This window comes from Deltaproteobacteria bacterium RIFCSPHIGHO2_02_FULL_44_16 (assembly GCA_001798185.1).
Classification (GTDB): Bacteria; UBA10199; UBA10199; order 2-02-FULL-44-16; family 2-02-FULL-44-16; genus 2-02-FULL-44-16.
On the sequence record MGRM01000027.1, the window covers coordinates 71,407 to 94,425 of the forward strand.

Annotated in this window: 18 protein-coding genes; 8 read left to right on the top strand and 10 right to left on the bottom strand. The window is 44.3% G+C overall.

Annotated features, from left to right (window positions below; all coding sequences use genetic code 11):
- The first annotated feature begins 17 nt into the window (after positions 1–17).
- Positions 18–314: a hypothetical protein gene (locus A3C46_03135; protein ID OGQ21590.1), complete on the top strand. Its 297-nt coding sequence runs from the start codon at positions 18–20 to the stop codon at positions 312–314.
- A gap of 240 nt (positions 315–554) precedes the next feature.
- On the opposite strand, the gene A3C46_03140 is transcribed toward A3C46_03135, so the two are convergent.
- Entirely contained in the window at positions 555–3,077 is a 2,523-nt protein-coding gene (locus A3C46_03140) for a hypothetical protein (protein ID OGQ21607.1), read from the bottom strand.
- A gap of 333 nt (positions 3,078–3,410) precedes the next feature.
- Here A3C46_03140 and A3C46_03145 point away from each other — a divergent pair, with 333 nt between their 5' ends.
- Positions 3,411–5,312 carry a DNA ligase (NAD(+)) LigA gene (locus tag A3C46_03145; protein OGQ21591.1) on the top strand — a complete coding sequence of 634 codons (1,902 nt, stop codon included), beginning with the start codon at positions 3,411–3,413 and terminating at the stop codon, positions 5,310–5,312.
- 83 nt (positions 5,313–5,395) lie between these two features.
- Positions 5,396–6,130, top strand: coding sequence for a hypothetical protein (locus A3C46_03150; protein OGQ21592.1), 735 nt, complete (start codon positions 5,396–5,398; stop codon positions 6,128–6,130).
- Positions 6,131–6,195: 65 nt separating this feature from the next.
- Here A3C46_03150 and A3C46_03155 read toward each other — a convergent pair whose 3' ends face one another.
- Positions 6,196–7,932, bottom strand: a complete 1,737-nt coding sequence (locus tag A3C46_03155; protein ID OGQ21593.1) for a hypothetical protein — start codon at positions 7,930–7,932, stop codon at positions 6,196–6,198.
- A gap of 185 nt (positions 7,933–8,117) precedes the next feature.
- On the bottom strand, positions 8,118–9,071 hold the full coding sequence (locus tag A3C46_03160; GenBank protein ID OGQ21594.1) for a hypothetical protein: 954 nt from the start codon (positions 9,069–9,071) through the stop codon (positions 8,118–8,120).
- A gap of 156 nt (positions 9,072–9,227) precedes the next feature.
- Here A3C46_03160 and A3C46_03165 point away from each other — a divergent pair, with 156 nt between their 5' ends.
- From A3C46_03165 to A3C46_03175, 3 genes are all read left to right on the top strand, one after another.
- Positions 9,228–10,157 (top strand): malate dehydrogenase, encoded by a 930-nt coding sequence (locus tag A3C46_03165; GenBank protein OGQ21595.1) that lies wholly within the window; start codon positions 9,228–9,230, stop codon positions 10,155–10,157.
- Between the two features lie 261 nt (positions 10,158–10,418).
- Positions 10,419–10,793, top strand: coding sequence for a hypothetical protein (locus tag A3C46_03170; GenBank protein OGQ21596.1), 375 nt, complete (start codon positions 10,419–10,421; stop codon positions 10,791–10,793).
- A gap of 156 nt (positions 10,794–10,949) precedes the next feature.
- Positions 10,950–12,341 (top strand): tyrosine phenol-lyase, encoded by a 1,392-nt coding sequence (locus A3C46_03175; GenBank protein ID OGQ21597.1) that lies wholly within the window; start codon positions 10,950–10,952, stop codon positions 12,339–12,341.
- Here A3C46_03175 and A3C46_03180 read toward each other — a convergent pair.
- The 5 genes from A3C46_03180 to A3C46_03200 all read right to left on the bottom strand — a co-directional run bounded on the left by A3C46_03180 (position 12,338) and on the right by A3C46_03200 (position 19,098).
- Positions 12,338–13,486: an ATPase gene (locus tag A3C46_03180; protein OGQ21598.1), complete on the bottom strand. Its 1,149-nt coding sequence runs from the start codon at positions 13,484–13,486 to the stop codon at positions 12,338–12,340. The genes A3C46_03175 and A3C46_03180 overlap by 4 nt on opposite strands.
- A gap of 52 nt (positions 13,487–13,538) precedes the next feature.
- The gene (locus A3C46_03185) at positions 13,539–15,263 is read right to left on the bottom strand and encodes a hypothetical protein (protein ID OGQ21608.1); all 1,725 of its coding nucleotides are present in this window, start codon (positions 15,261–15,263) and stop codon (positions 13,539–13,541) included.
- Between the two features lie 119 nt (positions 15,264–15,382).
- Positions 15,383–16,255, bottom strand: coding sequence for a nicotinate-nucleotide diphosphorylase (carboxylating) (locus A3C46_03190; GenBank protein OGQ21609.1), 873 nt, complete (start codon positions 16,253–16,255; stop codon positions 15,383–15,385).
- Positions 16,256–16,268: 13 nt separating this feature from the next.
- Positions 16,269–16,460: a hypothetical protein gene (locus A3C46_03195; protein ID OGQ21599.1), complete on the bottom strand. Its 192-nt coding sequence runs from the start codon at positions 16,458–16,460 to the stop codon at positions 16,269–16,271.
- Entirely contained in the window at positions 16,441–19,098 is a 2,658-nt protein-coding gene (locus A3C46_03200) for a valine--tRNA ligase (GenBank protein ID OGQ21600.1), read from the bottom strand. The genes A3C46_03195 and A3C46_03200 overlap by 20 nt, the downstream gene beginning before the upstream one ends.
- Before the next feature lie 155 nt (positions 19,099–19,253).
- On the opposite strand from A3C46_03200, the gene A3C46_03205 reads away from it, so the two are divergent.
- Positions 19,254–19,928, top strand: a complete 675-nt coding sequence (locus A3C46_03205) for a hypothetical protein (GenBank protein OGQ21610.1) — start codon at positions 19,254–19,256, stop codon at positions 19,926–19,928.
- Here the strand turns inward: A3C46_03205 and A3C46_03210 are convergent.
- Positions 19,925–20,806 (bottom strand): hypothetical protein, encoded by an 882-nt coding sequence (locus tag A3C46_03210; protein OGQ21601.1) that lies wholly within the window; start codon positions 20,804–20,806, stop codon positions 19,925–19,927. The two genes, A3C46_03205 and A3C46_03210, sit on opposite strands and share 4 nt — an antisense overlap.
- Before the next feature lie 356 nt (positions 20,807–21,162).
- On the opposite strand from A3C46_03210, the gene A3C46_03215 reads away from it, so the two are divergent.
- Complete coding sequence (locus A3C46_03215) at positions 21,163–22,290, top strand: hypothetical protein (protein OGQ21602.1); 1,128 nt, start codon at positions 21,163–21,165, stop codon at positions 22,288–22,290.
- A 74-nt stretch (positions 22,291–22,364) separates the two neighbouring features.
- Here A3C46_03215 and A3C46_03220 read toward each other — a convergent pair whose 3' ends face one another.
- A complete protein-coding gene (locus tag A3C46_03220; protein OGQ21603.1) occupies positions 22,365–22,910 on the bottom strand; it encodes a hypothetical protein in 546 nt (181 codons plus the stop codon).
- Between the last annotated feature and the right edge of the window lie 109 nt (positions 22,911–23,019).

The window sequence follows — 23,019 nt, forward strand, 5'->3', positions numbered from 1 at the left end:
GGAATAAGAAATTTTCTATGTGGCGTCTTTTTAAATTCATTTTCTTTTCTGGTCTTCTTATTCTTGCGGCGCTCACGATTCTCGGTCATGAAATTGGAGGAAAGACCATTCCAGAGCATGTCCGCAGTTTTCTTTCGCGCGATGGAATGAAAGAGAATGTGAAGGATATTCGGGTGTTGGTGGGCGAGGCGATTAAAGCGGTCGGATCAGAGATCGAAGGCGAAGTGACCGAGGCAGAACAAAAAGCGATGGAGAAACTCGTGAAAGAGGCTCTTGAAGAGACCCCGCCTCCCGAGAAAAATAATAAAAACTAGAGTTGTCATCGCGAGCCCAAAGGGCGCGGCGATCTCCCGAAAATACTATAGTCGTTTAACTTTCAACTGGGATATTGTCATCCTCGCGCAGGCGGGGATCCAGAAAGTCTGATAAACAACTGGATTCCTGCTTTCGCAGGAATGACATCGTACTCATGAAAAGTTAATTTATTATATCTGCTGGAGATTGCTTCGTCGCCTCAACTTCGTGGGGCTCCTCGCAATGACATAAAGCGGATTTTAAGCAGGTCGAACTATAGCAAGGGTATAGGCATCGAGTTTGATGTATTTTTTTGCAACTCGCTGAATATCTTCCACGGTCACTTTGAGAATTTTCTGAGGAAATATCCTCGCTTCATCAATCCCGAGTTTGCAAATGTGATTGAGGGCAAAATTCATTGAGACAGTACTGTTTCGTTGTTGTTCAAGTTCGTGGGTCCCCACAAGATATTGTTGTGAGCGGTGGAGTTCTATTTTTTTGACTGGCTCGCGTAAGAGAGAGTCGAGTTCGAGCAAAATCGCATCAATGGCCGTTGTCAGTTTCGCGGGGTCTGTTCCAATATAGACTGCAAAATGTCCCGGATCGATTCCTGGTTGAAAAAGGGAAGTGACAGAATACGCAAGACTCATTTGATCGCGCAGCTTCAAAAAGAGACGACCTCCTTGGCCCGAAAGAATGTTATTGAGCACAATCATAGCGTAGGTATCGTTCTCTTTGAGGCGTGGTCCTTGAAATCCAAGAACCATGTGAGCCTGTTTTTTTTCTCTCTTTTTAATTTCAGTTTTCTGAATGATGCGTGGTGCCGGATCATCATGAAGATGAGGGGCTGCGCCCTTTCCAGGGGAAAGTTTAAAAATATATTCTGCGAGAAGATCTTTGATTTCTTGAGGTGAGACATCTCCTACGACCGCAATCACGGTCTCTTGTGCGCGCATTCTGCTTTTCCAAAATTTGAGCAATGGTGAGGAAGCGAGTTTTGAAACAGAGCTCTTGCTTCCAAGACTTTTGAGTCCATAAGGATGTGTTGGAAAAAGAGTCTTTAAAAAATCCATAAAAACAAGTTTGGCAAGCGCATCTTCTTGCTGACGTATAGCTTGAAGTTGCAATCTTTTTTCTTTTGCAACTTCATCGGCCGCAAATGCAGGCGAAATAAGGACGTCCGTAAAAATGGAAATGCCATCTCGAAGATGTTCACTTAAAAATTCTGATCGAAGTCCTAAAGCATGACGTCCACTAAACCCATTTATTTCCCCTGCGATTTTTTCAATGTCATGAGCAATGTTGAGCGCTGTTCGGCTTGTTGTCCCTTTCGTGACGAGTTGTGAAATGAGAGCGTTTATCCCGTTATTCTGTTTTGTCTCAAAACGAAGACCTCCAGGGGCTGCAGCGGTGATCGAAACAAGAGGAAGCGTATGGTTTTCATGGATGATAAGCGTCACGCCATTGGAGAGATGTGTCAACGTTGTTGGATCCTTTTTTTGGCTTCTTTTTGAAGACGAGATTTTCGGTTTTTGCTGCAATATATTTTTTAATTCTTCTCCTTTTCCTTTCCACTTTGATTTTTGAGGAGTGAGAAGAATAGAAGTTGCTTTCTGCATCGCAAGATATGTTTGTGCGACACGTTGCACATCTTGTGGTGTCACGGTTGTCAACATGTGATAGTAACGTTCTTCAAATTGAGAGGTCCCTGCTGTTGCGAGAAAATAGGCAAGTTTCCCTGCTTCTCCTCCGACGGTTTCGCGTTCGTAAAATTCATTGGCGCGGATATTGATTTTCGCACGCGATATTTCTGACATGCTGATGGGTTCGTCCATGATGAGCTTGAGTTCCTGAGTGATCGCCTCAAAAGCTTTTTTCACATTGGCATCTTGCATCAGACCACCAATGATAAAAAGTCCAGGATCACGAGGAGTATAGGCATGAGCGGAAATGTGATGAACGAGATGTCGCTTTTCTTTTATTTTTTGTTCTAAGCGAGCGCTTTCCGTTCCTCCCAGAATGTAACTTAAAATATCGAGCGCAGGAATATCATCGTGACAGATGTGAGGAATGTGAAAGGCAAGAGCAAAATGAGTGCTCTGAATATTCATCGATTTAAGAGCGATTTTGAGATGTGTCTGAGGAGGTTCTTGGTTGATGGTAAAGTTATGCGGAGGAGGTGGGCCTTGAAAACCTGAGAAAACGCGTTCGATTTTTTTCAGCATTTGTTTTGTTTGAAAGTCGCCAACAACGATAAGCACAGTATTTGCAGGGGTATACCAACGAGTATAAAAACTTTTGAGATCCTTCGAGGTAAAAGATTTTACCGTTTCCGGAAAACCGATAATCGGACGGCCGTAAGGATGTGTCGAATATGCGGTTCGAAAAAGATATTCTCCCACCATTTGATGAGGGCTATCGTGTTCTCGGCGAATTTCTTCCAGGATCACTTCTTGCTCGCGCGCGAGTTCTTCAGCATCAAAAAGAGGATGCTGTACCGCATCAGCAAGAATTTCGAGAGCTTGATCTGCAAAGCGCGACGCCATATTAATGTAATAAACTGTTTGATCAAAAGAGGTGTAGGCATTAATATCGCCACCGCAAGCTTCGACATCGTGTGCGATTGTTCCCACAGCTCTGGTAGGAGTTCCTTTAAAGAGCATATGTTCAATGACATGAGCGATCCCAGCTTCGCTGTCTGTTTCAAAAGCGCTTCCCACTTTGAACAAGACGTTCAAAGAAATAACGGGAGCAGTATGATTTTCTTCCAGCAGCACATGCATGCCATTGGGAAGAAAAGAAGAAGAAAGACCCATGCTTGACTCCTTTAATCGAAAACGACAAACGTTAAAGAAAAGAAGAGCTGAGAGCGTTTAATCATTTGATATTTATATAGAAAAAAAAGAAAGGAAAGTGAAATGTGAGAACTTGTTTTGATTCGTCACGGTCAGGCTGATGGCAATGTTCGGCTCGTTCACTCTAACGCGTTCAATGGTTTTGGAAGTGATTTGTAGGGTTTGTTTTCAAAGCTCGATATTTTCGCTCACCCTGAGCCTGTCGAAGGGTGAGACATGCTTCGACAAGCTCAGCATGAGCGGCTAGAATTATAGAATACGATGAAAAAATCTGATTTTCAAAAAATGTCGGTGGAAGCACTCGAAGCCGAAGTGCGCCGACATAACGAACTTTATTTTCTCCAGCATGCTCCAGAAATTTCGGATGAACTGTTTGATCAATTAGTCGAAATACTTCGAAAGAAAAAACCAGATTCATTTGTGCTCACAGAACTTATTTCTGATGTGCGTGAAGAAGGAAAAAAAGTAAAGCACGCAGCGCCGATGTTGTCGCTGGATAAATGTTACGATGAAGCTTCGCTTCTCTCGTGGGCATCAAAGTTTGAAGGAGATGTTTTGGGAATGCCGAAAATTGATGGATGCGCGGTTTCCCTTCATTATGATCAGAGCGGAAAACTTTCACGCGCCGCAACACGCGGGAGTGGCATTGAAGGCGAAGATATTACGGCCAATGTCCACGCTGTTGATTCTATTCCGAAACAACTGAAGATTCAGAATGTTGAAGTAAGGGGAGAAGTGTACATGCCTCTTTCGATTTTTCTCAAGTATCGTGAAACCTTTGCCAATCCTCGCAATCTCGCAGCGGGAGCGATCAAGCAAAAAGATCCGAAGAAAACGGGCGCATATTCTCTTTCCTTTTTCGCGTTTGATCTTCTGGGGACTCAGGCGATGTCAGAAGTTGAAAAGCGTGAAACGCTTCAGCAACAAAAAATTCCGGCGCTGGAATGGAAACTTCTGAAGAGAGATGAGATGGGATTCTATTTTGCTCACATCTTGAAAAAGCGCGCAGCGCTTGATTTTGAAACCGATGGTGTTGTGTTTAAAGTCAATCTTCTCTCAGAGCAAAAGAGGCTCGGCAACACAGCGCATCATCCTCGTTATGCGCTTGCCTATAAATTTCAAGGAGACGCGGATACGACACTTCTTCTCGATGTGGAGTGGAGTGTGTCGAGAACGGGTGCGATTACGCCGGTCGGAATTGTTGAACCGGTGAAGCTTTCCGGGGCGATCGTGAAGCGAACATCACTTCATAATGTGGGAAGGATGGAAAAGTTTGGCGTCACGAAAGGGGCAACTGTGTTGATGATGCGTCGTGGCGGCGTTATTCCGCATCTTGAATCGGTTATTGAACAGGGCAATGAAAAAATAGAAACGCCGAAGGTGTGCCCATCATGTGGTTCTCCGACAAAAAGAGTCGATGATTTTCTTTACTGCACCAATCCAAAAAGATGTGTGAAGAGTAAAGTCGGCGAATTCGCTCATTTTGTGAAAGCGCTTGAGATCGATGGTTTTGGTGAAAAACTTTTAGAGCAACTGTATGAACAAGGCCTCGTGACAGATATTTCTGAGTTTTATGAGTTGACGTTCGATGAACTGCTTCAGCTTAAGCGCATGGGAGAGACGTTAGCAACAAAGCTGCTTCGCCATATTCAGGAAAAGCGAAAGCTTTCTCTTGAAACTTTTTTGCAGAGTTTAGGCATTCGAGAAGTGGGGAGACAGGCTGCAAAACTTCTCGTTGAGTATGGTGATGGAGAAAAAATTCGCTCTGCTACAGAGGAAGAACTGGCAACACTTCATGGCATTGGACCGGTGATGGCGCATGAAATTGTGAGAGGCTTGAAGAAAAAAAGAAAAACAATTGAGCGCTTACTCAAGCATGTTCGTCTTACGCATCAACCATCCACAAAAAAAGGTCCGCTTTCGGGAAAAAGTTTTCTTTTTACCGGAACGCTTGCATCGATGCAGCGTAAAGAGGCGGAAGATCGCGTCGAAGCGTCCGGTGGAGTCATGGCACAATCAGTAACCAAATATCTCGATTATTTAGTTGTCGGAGATGAAGGTGGCGCTGGATCAAAGCTTACCAAAGCAGAGCAACTTGTAAAAAAAGGTGGAAAAGTCAAAATTATCTCGGAGAAAGAATTTTTGAAGATTATAACTATTTGAAATTATTGAGTAATTTTATTATTTTCTGCCGCAACTTTTGCCCCCTCTCAGAACGATAATAGAGATGAACAAGGGAGAGTTCTATGCGTGGAAGTGGGGCAGTTGCAGATCGTATTGAGGCTACTCGAACTCGCGCCGCAGAGAGTGAGAATCTTGCGGGCGTGACGCAAGAGCGGGCTGATGAAGCATATACGCATCGTGCTCAGCAAAATGATTTGGCGCTTGAAAAAGCTGATATCCAGATTGATGGTCAACGCAACAAAGTTGAGACAGGACTTCAATCTCGTAATCTCGCGCAAACCATGCTCAGCGAGAATTTTGAACTTTATCGCATTCGTTATTTTCTTCATCAACTCGCCATCGATTTTCAAGAATTTGCCGGAAAAGCAGAGGCGCGCACTCGCATGCAAAAGGTCATGGATGAAGTTCTTTCAAGTATTGGAAAGGCCTTTAGCCGACTTGCAGCGTCGAAGTTAGGGGAGTTAGGGGGAAGAATCTATGCGCAAGGCTTTGAAGCAGCGAGAGAGCTGAACTTAGGAGTTGATCGTCCCGTCGATTTTGGTGAGCTGATGCGATCATGGAATGAAGTCATTCAAGGGCGCCAACGTCTTCAACAACTTGAGGTGCAAGTGAAAGAACTTTTTGCCGATTTGGAATCCGCACTGCGGCAAAGAGAAAATACAAAAGAAGAAGGTGAAGTTCAATTAGCAGAGATTGAATCTGAGTTTCGAGCAAAAATCGAAGAGATATTTTCGAAGGCAACGGAGCTTTCGCGTGAAGCGGACGCATTGGAGTCAGGACTTCCCTCTCCAACATAATTTTGATTCTCAAAAATAAAAAGGGTGAGCATATGCTCACCCTTTTTTATAAAGAATAAAATTCTTTAAAATGTTGAACAGCGACCACTATTTGGTCCCCAGCCTTGACCACCACTTGTTTTACATGCTTCTTGTGACACCATTGTGGGGGAAGTCAGGCTCGTACAGCTTGTATCACTCCAACAACGTTCGAGGGTGTAACTTCCTTGTTGTTCAGAACGGACTTCTTCTTGGTGACCGACAAAATTTGGATCACTCCCTTTCTCATCAAGTTGAAAGCCATCATCCTTCATATCATTTTCAACGACCTTACGATGCTCTTGGTGGAAACAGGCTTCACCTCCAGCGCCGCGACGATTTCGGTAGCGTTCTTCATATGCCATACATTCTTTCATGTCACTTTCAGCGAGAGCGCTCATATCAACTGCATTTCCGGTATCACCAGCGGGAAGAGTCCCATCCCATTCTCGAGTAAATGTCGTATCAATAGTGGGCGAAGATAAACTTGTCCACGCATCACTCGCAGTTTTTGGGTTTGCACATTGAGAACTTGGAACGACACTATACTTACGATTTTTTAATTTTTTCCCGAGATCAATCGTCACATCTTCAATACCAATGCTATAACATTCGCCAAAGGTGTGACTGATGCTACAAGTATCGCCACTTGCGAGACTTAATCCCTGTTGTCCTGGACACAACTTGCTTGATTGCGTTAACGAAAGTCCTTCTGATTGACCGATATTTTGGAGCACTTCACCGCGATGTTCTGTTGGACAATTTTCGATCAAATCACTTGCTGGCATAGCCGGAACTTGTCCGCTAAAGTTTCCTTCACCGCAACCGCAGGTTTCATTTTGAACCGCACGTACGGAAGTGGTGAAGTTATTTGCGACACCTGATTGGAAATCATTAAAAATCCCTTTATGATAAAAACGAATTTTATCTGCTGCATTGGCTTTATCATGTGAATATTCAAATCGGATATCTCCAAACAGTCCTGAAATTTGACCAATGATATCCACGACAGCATCCGAAGCTTGTGTCATAACGCCATCGCTAATCGTGACGTTCGTGCCTGTAATATCGATCCTTGATCCCTCATTTTTTCCTCCGTGAGGGAAGCTATTAATAAGCATAGCGGTCACTTTTTTTGCTGCTTCATCAGTTGTAATCGTTGCTTCGAAAAGTCTCTTCGACTCACTGCCCGAAATCTGGACTGCGCCATCAATGCGCAATTCATTTCCATTAAAGGTGCCAGCACGAACAATCATGGTCTGACCGTCAGGGCGAAAATCCTCTTTTGCCTTATCATCGAATTCTTCTTCACCAGCATTGTGAAATTCGCGCTCATTTTTACGATCCTCATCGAGTTTCTCTTTCATATCAGCAGGGGGCGCTGGAATTTCGATGACATTATAAACGAAAGTATCAGTCCCAATTTTAAAGCCCGCTTTCTCTGCTTTTCGCATATGGCAGAGCATACTGTTCAATTGATCTCCTTGACGACCTATCTCTTCCAGATTCATATTTACTTCGCAACCAAGCCGCGAAAAGAGAGCTTTAAAATCAGCTTGCTCTCTTACATCTCCCGCGAGGCCCTTTGAAATCGAGGCGCTTGCAGAACCCTCTGAAGCGCTGAGCTCTGAGATATCGAATTCGGGAACAGCTCCAGTTGATGTTACTTTTGTTGTTGTTGTCGTTGTAGAAGTCGCGCTCGTACCGCTGCTTCCTCCGCATGCTCCTTGGAAGAAGACAAGCGTCACAAGACTCATTCCATAAAAAATTTTTCCAAGTTTCATAATCTCCCCCTCATGTAAGGTTTATCCCCGTGCGATACTGGAAGTGAAGCAAGAAAGATGCCAGAAAGAATTAATTTTTTTTGGTATTTAAAATTGAGAAGTTAACACACATATCAACAGGTTTGAGAGTTCTGTTCTTGTATCTTTTCACCTCCATGTTTGCTTTTTTTGACGCTTGATTGTTTTTATTTGAAGAGAGCATGTTTCTTCATTTTTGTCGCAAGGGTGGATCGAGGAATCCCGAGTTCTTTGGCCATTTGAGAACGATTCCCTTCATGTTTTTGCACCGACGCCGCAAGCGTCGCTCGTTCAAGTTGCAAAAGGAGACTCTTATATTTTTTTGGCCGCGGTGCAGAAATGATCTTGATATGTTCAGCGCGAAGTTCGTTTCGGGGATGCAGCAATACCGATCGCTCAAGTGTATTTTTCAACTCACGTACATTTCCTGGCCACTCATATGCTTCAAGTTTTTCAAGAGCGCAGGGAAGTAAAGTTGGAGTACGGATCGTATGTTTCGTGAGCTCCAGAAGAAGTATCTTTGACAGAACTTCTATATCTTCTTTGCGATTACGCAGTGGAGGAAGGTAAATCGGAACCACAAAAATGCGATAAAAAAGATCAGCTCGAAAAGTTCCTTCATCAATCATCTGAAAGAGATCGCGATGTGTTGCGGAAAGAAGACGGATGTCGATGGTGATTTCGTGTTGTCCTCCAATGCGTCGAATCTTTCCGGTTTCAAGCGTGCGTAAGAGACGCGTTTGAAGTTCAAGGGGAAGCTCTCCGATTTCATCGAGGAAAAGTGTTCCACCATGTGCTTGTTCAAAAAATCCGGCACGACTTTCAAGAGCTCCGGTAAATGCGCCTCGCTCATGTCCGAAGAGAAGCGCTTCAATCATACTTGAAGGAAAAGCGCCGCAGTTAAGAGCGATCAAGGGTTTTTGTGCGCGAAGACCAAGTTCGTGGATGGAGGTTGCCACCAGTTCTTTCCCCGTTCCACTTTCGCCGCTAATGAGCACGGAAGCTTTTGAAGCTGCTGATCTCTCAATGAGCTCAAAGACTTCGCGCATTTGTCGGCCCGAGCCAATAAGCTTGCCAAGCGTTGCTATTTTTGGAAGAACGTTTCCGTCAAAAGAAGACATCGTCAATGTGGGGCGCAGCAAAAGATGATCTAAAGTTTTTAGAGATATGCGTCAACACTCTTAAAGGGTTTTTTACTATTTTTAAAATCATGTTCGAGAGAATTGTTCGCATTTATGCACTCTGTTTTATAAAGAGCACACAAAAGGAGAAGAATAATGGCACGGAAAAAAGTGACAGTCGTTGGTGGTGGTTTTGTCGGATCGACAACAGCACAGCGTATCGCGGAAGCGAAACTTGCTGATGTCGTGCTTGTCGATATCCTCGAAGGAATGCCGCAGGGCAAAGCGCTTGATATGGCTCAGTCAGCACCACTGATGGGATTTGATTCTACGGTCATTGGAACAAACGATTATGCGGATACGAAAGAGAGTGACATTGTGGTGATTACTGCAGGACTTGCGCGTAAGCCCGGTATGACACGCGATGATTTACTTTTAAAAAATGCAGAAATTGTTTCAGGAGTGGTGGAACAAACAATTCGATATTCTCCTCATGCGATTTTTCTTGTGGTGAGTAATCCTCTCGATGTCATGACCTATTTGACCTGGAAAAAATCTCAGTTACCAACGCATCGCGTGCTTGGCATGGCAGGCGTGCTCGACTCTGCGCGATATCGCACGTTCATTGCGATGGAACTCGATGTTTCTGTGAAAGATGTTCAGGCCATGGTGCTTGGCGGTCATGGCGATACCATGGTTCCGCTTCCACGTTATTCAACAGTTGCAGGAATTCCGATTACAGAACTTATTTCTCCAGAACGGATTCACGCGATCAACGAACGCACCACAAATGGTGGAGCAGAAATTGTGCAACTTTTAAAAACAGGAAGTGCGTACTATGCTACTTCTGCGGCAGTGCTTGAAATGGTGCAAAGTATATTGCGCGATGAGCGAAGAATCCTTCCTTGCTGTGTCTATCTTGCAGGTCAATATGGCATCAAAAATCTTTACTGCGGTGTTCCTGCTATTCTTGATCACACGGGTGTTAAAGAGGTGATTGAGCTGCAACTCACGGGTGATGAGCTTGCGATGCTCAAACGTTCGGCGAGTTCGATTCGTGAGCAGGTAGGAAAACTCCAGCTTTGATTCCGTTCATGCTGAGCCCTTCGATAACGCCGTTCATCCTGAGCTCGTCGAAGGAGAACGGCATACTCAGGACATGCTTGTCGAAGCATTGAGTCACCCTTCGTCCCTCGACAAGCTCGGGATGAACTCAGGGTGAGCGTTTTCTGACAGCTTTTGGTTAAAAGTGACTCGTTGTCATTCGGTTGAAGTGAAATCGTATTATTTTTCATAGAGTTAAATCATATTCCTTTGGCATATTTCTTGCTATTTTAAAGAAGAAGTATGCTCTCTTTTGCCATTCGACTTGCTGATCGTCTTGGTCTTGCTGACCATGAAGCCCGTGACTTAGTGTTAGAGTCCACGAATAGTTATATCTCCATTCGTGTGGGCGCTGTTGTTCGCAAAAATCCACATGCCATGAGATCATTGCGAGTTGAAGGAATTTTGCGTTGGCGCGGTGTTGAATATGACATTGCGATTGAAGATCACGAAGGGAATGGAACCCTTGGAAAATTTGATTCCGCAAAACTTCGCGATCGTTCCACAGGAGAAAATATCGGAGGAAATCTGCCGCAGCGTATTTATGCAGCGCTTATTCCGCTGATTGAATTGCAAGCCCAAGACCAACTCGAACGCGCTCGTCGTAAGAAACATTAAACTATTTCAAAACTGATATGGTAATTAACTTTTCGTATGTCATCCTCGCGAAAGCGGGGATCCAGAAAAGCTGATAAATACCTGGATTCCTGCTTTCGCAGGAATGACACCGTACTCAATCTTGACGAGTTCGAGCTTGCATGCCATAGGCGGCTGATGGAAAAACGATCCTGGGCTGAACCCTATAAAATTAAAACCGTTGAACTGTTAAAGATGACAACGCGTGAGGAACGTCAAGCTGCGCTTATTGCAGCGGGCTATAATACGTTTCTTCTTCACTCAGAGAATGTCTATATCGATCTCCTGACTGATAGTGGAACCAATGCGATGAGCGACGCCCAGTGGGCGGGGATGATGCTTGGAGACGAAGCCTATGCCGGTAGTAAAAATTTCTATAGGCTCGAGGAAAAAGTTCAGAAATATTATGGTTATAAATATTTTATTCCAACCCATCAGGGACGAGGTGCGGAACATCTCATTTCAAAAATTCTCATTAAACCTGGAGATATCATCCCCGGGAATATGTATTTCACGACCACGCGGCTTCATCAGGAATTAGCAGGTGGAACGTTTGTTGATGTGATTATCGACGAAGCGCACAATCCTGAAAGTACATATCCTTTTAAGGGGAATGTTGATCTGAAAAAACTTACGAACTTGATTGAAAAGTTTGGCGCTCAAAAAATTCCTTACATCACGATTGCTGGAACCGTGAATATGGCGGGTGGCCAGCCGATTTCCATGAGTAACATGCGAGAAGTGCGTGCACTTCTGAAACCACACAACATCAAGATTGTCTTTGATGCTACACGCGCGATGGAGAATGCTTTTTTTATTCAACAACGTGAAGAGGGATATCGGGATAAAACTTTGGCGCAGATTCTCAAAGAGATGTGTTCCTATACCGATGTGGCAACGATGAGTGCAAAGAAAGATCTGCTCGTGAATATTGGTGGCTTTCTTGCTTTGAATGACGAGGAAGTTTTTGAAGAGGCGAGAAATTTAGTTGTGGTCTATGAAGGACTTCATACCTATGGGGGGCTCGCTGGTCGTGATATGGAAGCCATGGCGATCGGCATTGAAGAGGCGATCGATGAATCGCACATGCGCGCACGCATTGGCCAAGTGGAATATGTGGGAAATAAACTTTTAGAACTTGGCATTCCTGTGGTGAAACCGATTGGGGGGCATGCTGTTTTTCTCGACGCAAAGAAATTTCTTCCGCACATTCCGCAAGATGAATTTCCTGCGCAAACGCTTGCTGCAGAGTTGTATCTCGATTCTGGAATTCGCACGATGGAACGTGGCGTTGTTTCTGCGGGGCGCAATAAAGAAACGGGGAAACATAATTATCCAGCACTTGAACTTGTGCGGCTCACTTTCCCCCGCCGCGTGTATACGCAAGCCCACTGCGATGTCACCGTCGAAGCAATCGCTGCGGTATATAAAAACAGGAATCAGATCCGCGGGCTCAAAATGGTCTATGAACCAAAATATCTCCGTTTTTTCCAGGCGCGATTCGAGCCCCTTGGGATCATTAAATCTTAAAATGGTGTTGAAGTGAGCAATGCTGCAAGATTTTGAATACATTTCTCATAAGGAATAATCGTAATCCCATCCACTTCTTCACGACGATCTCCTCCATAGACAAAATAAGCGTTTGCACCCGGGTAATCTTTCAGAAAAAGTTTGAGACCTGTTAGATCGTTTCTTGAAAATCGTTTTGCTCTTTTTATTTCAAAAGCAAAAATTCCTCTCTCTCCATAGACAACAAAATCGACTTCCATGTCATTTGCGGTGTGCCAATAGTAAAGTGTGTACCCAAGATCATGATATTCATTGAGAGCCCGGACTTCTTGAAAGAAAAGAGTTTCGAGTGCTGCTCCCTCAATTTCTTCCGGTCGATCCAGCGGTCCTGAAGGTCGAATGGTGCGATAAACGCCAGCATCAAAGAGATAAAACTTTGTATGTGAAATCATGCGACGCTTTGCACGTTTGGTAAAGACCGGTAAGCGAACGCCAAGAAGCAGGTCTTCCAGGATTGTAAAATAATTTTCGACAACTTTTCGTTCGACGGAACATTCGCGAGCAACTTCGCTGATGCTCAGAACCTGACCTTGTGAGAAACTTGCGGCTTCCAGAAAACGAGAGAAAGCTCCTAAATTTCGGGTGAGACCTTCTTGTTGGACTTCCTCTTTGAGATACGTTCGGACATAGGCTTCCAGATAACGTTTTGGATCTGACTCCATATAGACACTTGGAAGGAACCCATAACGAAGTGAGTGCTCAAGGTTAAAGTCTTGACCTAATTCGAAAACTGTTAAGGGATAGAGGAAAAGAGTAAGCGCTCTTCCCGCTAATAAATTAATTCCTTTTTGCTTGAGCTTTCGAGCGCTCGATCCTGTGAGAACGAATTGATGACGTTTCGATTCAATCAAGCGATGGACTTCGTCAAGGAGAGCTGGAATCTTTTGCACTTCATCAATGATGATCGGATGTTTAAAGTTTTTTGGAATGAGTTCTTCAAGACGATGAGGTCTCGCAAGAAGGTCGGTAAAAAGTGCATCATCCAGAAGGTCAAGATAAAGAGCGTCGGAAAATGTCTGCCGAATCCACGTTGATTTTCCGGTTCCTCGTGGTCCGAAGAGAAAAAAGCTTTTCTTTTTCGGGCGGTTGATAATTCTGGAATACATAACTCCATTTTGCACATATTTTTGGAATTATCAACTCCAATTTTAAAGTATTCTACGCCTTCATGCGTGAGCCTTTTTCTTCGTGGGCAAAAATCCAGCTGACGAGTTTTGATTCACTGATAAGCAACTCTTGTTCTTTGCTTGTGGGCTCATGCAAACTTTTGATGCCATGTGAGCTCGTATCATGTCGATCGCGCGTATCCCATTCGCGAATGATGGCTTCAATTCTCTCTTTCCAGAGCGAGAAGTTTTCAACACGAAGATCGATCCACCCATCATGGGCCCATGTATCGATATGGGCTTGATCGAGTCGATATCCTTGAACAGGGGATTCAGCTGGGATCGCAATATGTTTCCCGCGAAGTAATTTTTTCCCATCAGCCAGCAGAAGAGGGATACCAATGGAAATAATACGAGAGCGCAGCTCTTCATCGTTCAAAAGAAGTTCTTCGCATGCGGCTGCAATCTTTTTCTCGTCGTGCGTCAGCACTTTTTGAAGGGTGCCGTAAAGACGTTTTAAGAGATGAGCTTCGTACAGCAGTTTGGAAAGTCGCGGTGGTCCCAATATTTCAAACGCAATACTTTCAGCGCCATGTTCCTCGACAAGTTGCTGAAGATAAGAAATCGCATACTTTCGTAAATGTCCTGCGCGATAGGTTGGACCCATGATCGATGTATCAAGAGCTGCCACAATATCATTGCCAGTATTGCGTCCCATAATTTCCCAAATTGCGGTTTTTGCAATTTCTTCTGGGGTGATGAATTCCATTTGGCTTTCATCGGTGATCGTTTCAAACTCACCAAGAGAGAAAAGACCGTTTTCTCCTAAATCAATGTAGGGTGCCTCCATCACACGCGGTTTTCCTTGTGTGTCCGTGATGTATCGAGGAGTGGTGGTGCTCTGCGAAAAGAATTGTCCCTCAAGTAATACCGCATCTTTCAGCGCGGTCGATTGAAGATAAATCGGTTCTTTCTTTTTCGTAATCGGTCCATATCCAATTTTTTTCCATGCAATGGCTGCTGCTGGCTTCAGTTCTTTTATCACCGGTGCATCGGGCGTTCTTCCCATGAGGAAAAGAAGCATACTGTGCGCTCCTGCAATAGCTGATTTTGAAAGGAGCATCTGCGAAGGCTTGTCTTCACTGTGGGTGTACGGAATATTGAGCCCCATGCCTCCTGTGCCGCACGTTCCAATTTTAAGATAGCATTTCGTTTCTCCTGCGATCATCGATTGCAGCAAAATTTGAATGTGTCGAATGAGCTGAGGGAGATATTGCATGCACAAGAGTTGCTCGACTGTTTGTTGAATCTCCTGTGAACTTTTTTCTTCGCGCATGGTTTTGAGAACTGTTTTCGAAGCACCGTAAAGATTCTGATAGGAAATAGCAGTTGCCGTATTCACGCAATCGACAATGACATCAGGTTTGTAATTCATGATCTGCAGATAAATTTCCGATGCCTGTAAAATATCGCGATTGAGAGGATCAAAAAGATCTTGAAGAAGTATTGCTCGCTGTTTGGCGTCTTGCAGCAGGTCTCTGCGAGAGATATCTTTTTGTTCGGCACGCACAAAAAGATTACCTGAAACACCTTTAAGAGATGGCGCATTCTTTCCATATTCATGTTTGAGCTGAGCGAGAGCTGCATCCACTTCATCTTGAAAAAGAGAAGTAACAATGAGTTCTTTTATTCCTTCACCAATCAGTTCACGACAGATCGCAAGCCCGACAAGTCCAGCTCCTCCCCACACCAGTACTGTTTTTCCTTTGAGCTCCATAGATTGTCTCCGTATCAGTAAGACCTCTTTCGAAACATTTCTTTTTGTCTCGGGTCCTGCCGTCTGCGGTGTTCCGGTCTCCCGTTTATCGCGGGAACCCTCCGGAAGCACCTCCGACGTCACCCGTATCTCATCTGTTTCGAAAGAGGTCTTATTACTAAGTGTATATCCACCGCAGGTGCAGAGTGGGTGAGGCTTCCCACGGAAATGAAATCAATGCCAGTACTAAGATAGTTTGGCAATGTCTCTAATGTCATGTTTCCCGACGCTTCGAGAAGCGATCGCGGCGAGTATTTTTTCGTTATTGCTACTGCTTCGCGGATCATGTCAGGCGACATGTTATCAAGCATAATGATGTCGACATGTGCTTCAGCTGCAATGTGAACTTCATCAAGTGTTCTGGTTTCAACTTCAATGCGTAGGGGCGACCGGCCACTTGCCCCTACATGTTTTTTTATTTTCGCAATCGCCTCTTTGATGCCACCATCTGCCGTGATGTGATTATTTTTGATCATATAGAGATCATACAGTCCCATCCGATGATTGGTCCCGCCACCAGCTTTGACGGCTGCTTTTTGAAGCTCACGAAGTCCAGGAATGGTTTTTCGTGTGTCGAGAATTTTCACGTTCCCCTGTGCAAGATCGACAAAACGTTTTGTAAACGTTGCAATACCACTTAAGTGCTGAAGAAAGTTAAGTGCCGTGCGCTCTGCAGTTAAGATTGAAGCAAGAGAACCTTCGATGTGTGCGATAACACCTTTCGCTTTGAGATGATCTCCTTCTTTACACACGGTTGTCCATTTCATTTTTGGATCAACGGTTTTGAAAACTTTATGTGCGACAATGAGTCCAGAGATGATGAGATCTTCTTTCGCACGAATTTCCGCACGACCTTTGGCTGAAGTAGAAATGATAGCTTCTGTCGTGATATCGCCCATGCAGATGTCTTCTTGAAGGGCAAGGGAAATTAATTTTTCGATGTGAGAATTCATAAGAGCTACGAGATCAGACTCTGAAGTCAGCATTGCCGGAAGCGATGGGGACCCATTGCGGTGAGCTGGCTGTGAAAACCTCAGCACCCATGATTTTTATGGGGGAATGAGGAGGGTCCATAGCCAAGCGAGTCCGCAAAAGGGTCATCGCGGGAGGCAGCGCTGACAGAAGAGTCTGATCCTTGTTATATTTTTTTGAGTGCATCTGATAATTTTTCATATTTTTCTTGGGCTAATCGAAGTCGTTCGCGCTGAGTGTCCACAATTTGTTTTGGAGCATTCTCGACAAAATTCTTGTTTGAAAGTTTTTGTTCACACACAGAAATTTCTTCTTTGGTCTTTTCTGTTTCTTTTGTAAGTCTTGCTCTTTCAGCTTCTGTGTCAATGAGTCCTGCATGAGGAATCATGATTTCGGTCGATCTTATTACAGTTGTAGAAGCCTGATCCGGTCGTTTAAGATTTTTGCCGATCTCAATTTTTTCTACTCCAGCAAGATCTCGAATCATTTTTTCAAATTGCTCCGCAATTTTCAGTTCATCCTTTTGGGTTCCCGTGATGAGTGCCGTGATTTTTTGTTTCGGAGGGACGTTGTGTTCAGCTCTGACAGTGCGAATGGCGGTCACAAATTCTTTTGCGAGTTCAAAATTTGTAGCTTCTTTCTCGTAGGGGAACTGGCGTTCCTTTTCTGGGTACTTATCGATCATGAGTGTTGTGGCAGCGAGAGAACTCCAGATTTCTTCCGTGATAAAGGGCATGAAGGGATGAAGAAGACGAAGTGTTGTGGTGAGAACATGATGAAGTACCCCTTGGGTTGCATTTTTGTGCTCAGCATTATCACTATAGAGTGTTGGCTTGATCGCTTCTAAATACCAATCGCAAAAATCGTTCCAGACAAATTGATAAAGACCTTGGGCAGCTTCATGAAAATGAAAGGCTTCAAGGGATACAATAGTATCGTTTGTAACCTTTGCAAGACGATGGAGAATCCACTGATCCGCCGCCGAAAGCTTCGCTTTTTCATTTTTTTCTTTTTTAATATTTTCGAGATGTGTGAATGCAAAGCGCGCTGCGTTCCAAAGTTTGTTGCAAAAATTTCGGCCCATTTCAAATTTCGAGGTCGAGAGTTTTAAATCCTGTCCTTCGGTTGAAAGAAGAACGAGTGAGAAGCGCATGGCATCAGCGCCATACTTGTCGATGATCTCCAAAGGATCAATCCCATTGCCAAGACTTTTACTCATCTTGCGGCCTTGTTCATCGAGAATGGTACCGTGAATATAGACATCAGGAAAGGGAACTTTCCCCATCATCTTGAGGCCCATCATTACCATACGAGCGACCCAGAAAAAAATGATCCCTCGGTCAGTCACGAGCGTCGATGTGGGATAGTATGTTTTTAGCGACGCTGTTTTTTCTGGCCAACCGAGCGTTGAGAATGGCCAGAGCGCTGAAGAAAACCAGGTGTCAAGCACATCAGGATCTTGTTCGAGATCTGTAGATTCACAACAAGGACAATGTGTCGGTGTTGTTCTTGACACGATTGGCTTTCTGCAACCAATTTGACATTCACCCTTGTCGCGTCCTCGACAATACCACACTGGAATTCTATGCCCCCACCAGATTTGGCGAGAGATACACCAGTCACGAACATTTTCGAGCCATTGCAAATAAAAATCTTCCCATCGTTCTGGATGAAACGTGACTCGTTTCTTCCGGGATGCTTCCATGGCGAGCTGCGCTAGCGGCTTCATTTTCACGAACCATTGATCTGAAAGCCATGGTTCAATGATGGTGTTACAACGATAACAGTGGCCCACCGAATGAGTGTGTCCCTCAATTTTTTCTAACAGCTGCGCTGCTTCCAATGCTTTGATAATTTTCTTCCGACAATCCTCACGCGTGAGGCCGACATAGTTTTTCCCAGATGCATCGTTCATTGTTGCGTCTTCATTCATGACATTGATACGCAGAAGATGATGTCGCGCTCCAATTTGAAAATCGTTGGGATCGTGAGCAGGAGTGACTTTGACAGCGCCTGATCCAAATGCAGCGTCAACGTGATCGTCGGCAATGATGGGGATGCTTCGATCTGTTTCCGGAAGCTGCACTTCTTTTCCGATGAAATGTTTGTAACGAGGGTCCTTCGGATTCACCGCGACCGCAGTATCGCCAAGAATGGTTTCAGGTCGTGTCGTTGCAACCACAATAAAACCAGATCCATCAACAAGAGGATAGCGAAAATGCCACAGGTTTCCTTGTTTCTCTTCATGCTCCACTTCATCATCGGCTAAAGCAGTGCGACAGCGCGGGCACCAGTTGACAATATATTTTCCTTTATAAATGAGACCATCTTCATAGAGCTGCACAAAACATTCGCGCACAGCTTCTGAAAGGCCTTCGTCAAAAGTGAAACGCGTTCGCTCCCAATCGCATGATGCGCCAAGCGCTTTCAGCTGATGTAAAATTTGGTCGCCATATTGATCGCGCCATTTCCAAATCCTTTGCACGAGTTCTTCTCGCCCCAATTCATGACGCCGCTTTTTTTCTTTGTCCAAAATTTCTCGCTCGACCACATTTTGCGTCGCAATGCCGGCGTGATCAGTTCCTGGTTGCCAGAGCGCTTCAAAACCTGACATCCGTTTCCAGCGAATGAGAATATCTTGAAGTGTATTGTTGAGCGCATGTCCCATGTGAAGCACGCCTGTGATATTGGGTGGGGGAATGACGATACAATACGGCTTCTTTTTGGTGGTATCAGGTGCGTGAAAGAGACGATTTTTTTCCCAAAATGTATACCATTTTTTTTCGACTAATTTTGGATCATACGTTTTCGGAAGGGCAGGCATGGAGGACTATCTAGAGAAAGGCCTCCATATTGTCAAAGAGTTAGCCAAGATATAGCGCCGCGCGAGGGTTCACTCATTTACCCGAAGCAGGCGCTTACATGCTTGACCATCATCAAAGAGAACATTAAAGTATGTCAACTTTCAAAGGGGGAATCATGAGTGACAATCTCAAAGCCTGTTTTGCCGAATTTTTTGCCACGTTTTTACTCGTCTTTGTCGGTGTCGGTTCCATTATTATGAACACGTCAACTAATGGAAGTATCGGACTTATAGGAATTGCACTTGCCCACGGCCTCGCTATTTTTTTGGGTTGCGCGATTACCGGACATATTTCAGGCGCACATATTAATCCAGCGGTTACGGCAGCAATGCTTGCAACACGACGTATCGGTTTTGGATTAGGACTGGCATATATCGCAAGTCAATTGCTTGGCGCCCTTTTTGGCGCCTCTCTTTTAAACTATGCGATGCCGCTGACAGCTGCGAAAGCTGCTTTTTATGGAACTCCCATGCTTGCTGATGGGGTTTCCTTTCAGCAAGGAATTTTTCTCGAAGCTGTTCTCACGTTCATTCTCGTGCTTTCTATTTTTGGAAGCGCTGTTGATGCGCGTGGTCCGAAATCAATCTCAAGCCTCGTGATTGGCCTTGCGATTACGGCCGATATTTTTGTTGGCGGTCCGATCACAGGAGCAGCCATGAACCCAGCTCGTGCGTTTGGTCCAGCCATTATGTCAGGGATATTTACCAATCACGCGGTTTACTGGATTGGCCCTATGATTGGTGGAATCCTGGGCGGGATTGTTTACGAACGGATGTTGAAGAAAAATTAAGAACGAAAAAGATTCTTCAGCACAAACCAGACATTCTCTTTGCGTTCGCGCAGACGTCGATAAAAGTAGGGGAGCCAGGCATATCCAAAGGGGACGTAGATGCGTACGCGCCATCCTTCGCGCTTTAATTTTTCTTGCAGATCAGATCGCATGCCGTAAAGCATTTGAAACTCGAACGCATTGCGCGAAATATCATTATTGACGACAAAGGCTTTGATTGCCTCGATCAGTGCTTCATCATGGGTTGCAAAACCGTGATAGAGACGACTTGTCAGGAGCCTCTTTGCAAGTGCAAGGTATTGGCGTCGAATGTCGTTTTTCTTTCGAAGTGCCAGAACCGGAGGTTCTTTGTATGCTCCTTTGCAGAGGCGAAGACGAATGCCATCTTCAATAAATCTCACCACATCATGAGGACTTCGTTTGAGCATGGCTTGCACAGCAGCGCCAACAGGAAATCCTTCGCTTTTTAGCTGAAGAATGATTTCAAATGTCGCATCTGTTGTCGAAGATCCTTCAATATCAACACGAACAAAAGCGCCAAGGTCTTTCGCAGTTTGAGCGATTTTCTTTAAATTATGTTCAAAAAGTTTTCTATCGATCAGAAGACCGAGTTGAGTCGGTTTGACGGAGATATTCAAATCGAGCTGTCGCTCTCTCAGGGCTCGTAGTAAAAGAATGTTCTGCTCAGTTGCAATCGTTGCCTCTTCAACGCTTGCAACGCTTTCACCTAAAAAATCGAGAGTGGTAAAAAAACCTTTTGCATTGAGATTTTTTACCACCTCAAGTGCTTCTTTGAGTGTTTGTCCCGCAACAAAGCGTTTTGCAAAAATGAAAAGAGAGGATTGCAGAAAATCGCGTAAGCGATGTTCATTGGTCATTATTTTTCTCTGTTCTGTCGCCATTTCCATTCTGATTCCAATAGTTGAGTTAAATTGCAAAGTCAATTTTGGCCATTGATAATTGTCGAAAAATTATTTCAAAAGGCCAAAAGGTGTCTGGCAGATTTCTGGCATGGTGTTAATGTCAGAAACTGCCTGACACTTCTTTTGGCCATAAGAAACGCAAACCAAAAGAAGTGCCAGACACTTTCTTGCATCAAAATCATGCCAGAAAGATGTCAGGCACCTTTTGGTTTGCACAAAAATCATTCCGGGAATCCGTCAGTTTTTTTAGTGTTACAACGATTGACAAAAAAATAGTGCATCGTCATAAACACGACTTAACCGAGGAACTTATGTCCACAACCAAGCTCATTTACGGTATCAGCCATTACAACGCGAATCTTTTCTATGCGACGCAATATCATGCGCCAGATGCCTATCTCTTTTTACTTCATAATGGTCGCAAGTACATGATCATGAAACAACTTGAATATGACAAAGCAAAGCGCCTTGCAAAAGTCGATGAGATCATTCGCCTGGAACCCTTTTGGCAACGAACAGGAAAATCCATTCCTAAAAGTGATTATGATATCGATGTCATCGACGAAGTGCTGAAGGAGTTTGGAATCAAAACATTTCAAGTTCCTGAAATGAGTTCTTTGTTACTTGTCGATGAGCTCCGTAAAAAAGGTTACACCATAGAAGGGGTCGAAGACCCTTTTTTTCCGGAACGTCAGCGAAAAACTAAAGAAGAAAAGAAACATATCGAGACGTCGCAGAAAGCTGCTTATGGCGCGATGGATCTGGTTGAAAATATTTTACGAAAAAGTCGGGTTCGAAATGGGCGTTTGATCTATCGCAACAAAACACTGACGTCAGAAGTACTCCGTGCTGAGATTGGAATCTATCTTCTCAGTCGCGGTTGTCTTGCGAATGATCCGATCATCGCCGGCGGAGTACAAGGATGTGATCCGCACGAACGTGGAACCGGGCCACTCAAAGCCAATCAATCGATCATTGTCGATATCTATCCGAGTTCGATCAAGACTGGTTATTACGGCGACACGTGTCGCACGTTTTGTAAGGGAAAAGCTTCTGATGCCCTCAAAAAATTATATGCAACAGTCCTCGACGCGCAGCTTGCATGTTTAAAAAAAATAAAAGCAGGAGTGAATGGCCGCACCATTCACGAAGCGAATCAGAAATTTTTTGAATCCAAAGGCTACAAAACAGAAGAGAAAAAAGGTCGCATGCAAGGTTTCTTTCACGGGACTGGTCACAGTCTCGGAATCGAGCCGCACGAAGAACCAGCGCGCATCAATCGTCGCGACTATACATTAGAAGAGGGGAATGTGCTGAGTGTCGAGCCAGGTCTCTATTATCCCGACATCGGCGCTGTGCGCATCGAAGATCTTGTCTATGTGACGAAAACCGGCTGCGACGTGATTGGAAAGTATCCAAAAAAGTTGGAGATACGTTGATTCAAACTGGTGTTTGTTTATTTTTTAAGCTTCTGGACTAAGATTGGATCTATACTTCTTGAAAAACAAATATTTTAATCCGCTCTTCCCCAGTATTGGGTTTTATGTGCCCATGTCTCTTTCCAGGCTGGCGTTGTAGTGTTTACACGAATCCATGCTGATTCTGGAAGAAGAGTTTTTTGAATTTGCTCCATGACTTCATTTCCAGAAATCTCAAAACTTGCATCTCCACAATCTAATTCATTGTCTCCGATCAAGAAGGTATCATCGAAATACCAGTCACGTTTACCTCCCGAATGCAGATCTGATCTTAACATCCGAAGAGTACAGGATGATGTTTGTCCCGCTTTTGTTACGGTGAAGAAGTAAGATATTCGTTCAGCATGTGCATCACGGATGCTAGGAGCTTCATAGATAGCTGATTCATATTCGACTCGTTGGAGCCGAAATGAATCGTTGCCAGGAAGACCATCCGGTCCAACAGTGAATTGAAAAATTGTTTTAGGTGGTTTTCCCCACGATCTCTCTTCTTTTGTAATGGTGAGATCAGTGCGGGTTTTTAGATTGGACCAGACTTGATTAACTGGAAGATATACTCTTTGTTCGCCTGCTGATTTCATAAATACTCCTTGTTCATTTCAAAACATGTATAGCCCGCGCAAAACAAGATGTCAGATATGATAGGCGAAAGTTTTGTGGTGGATGTGTTTCACAAAAGCGGTTTTTGTT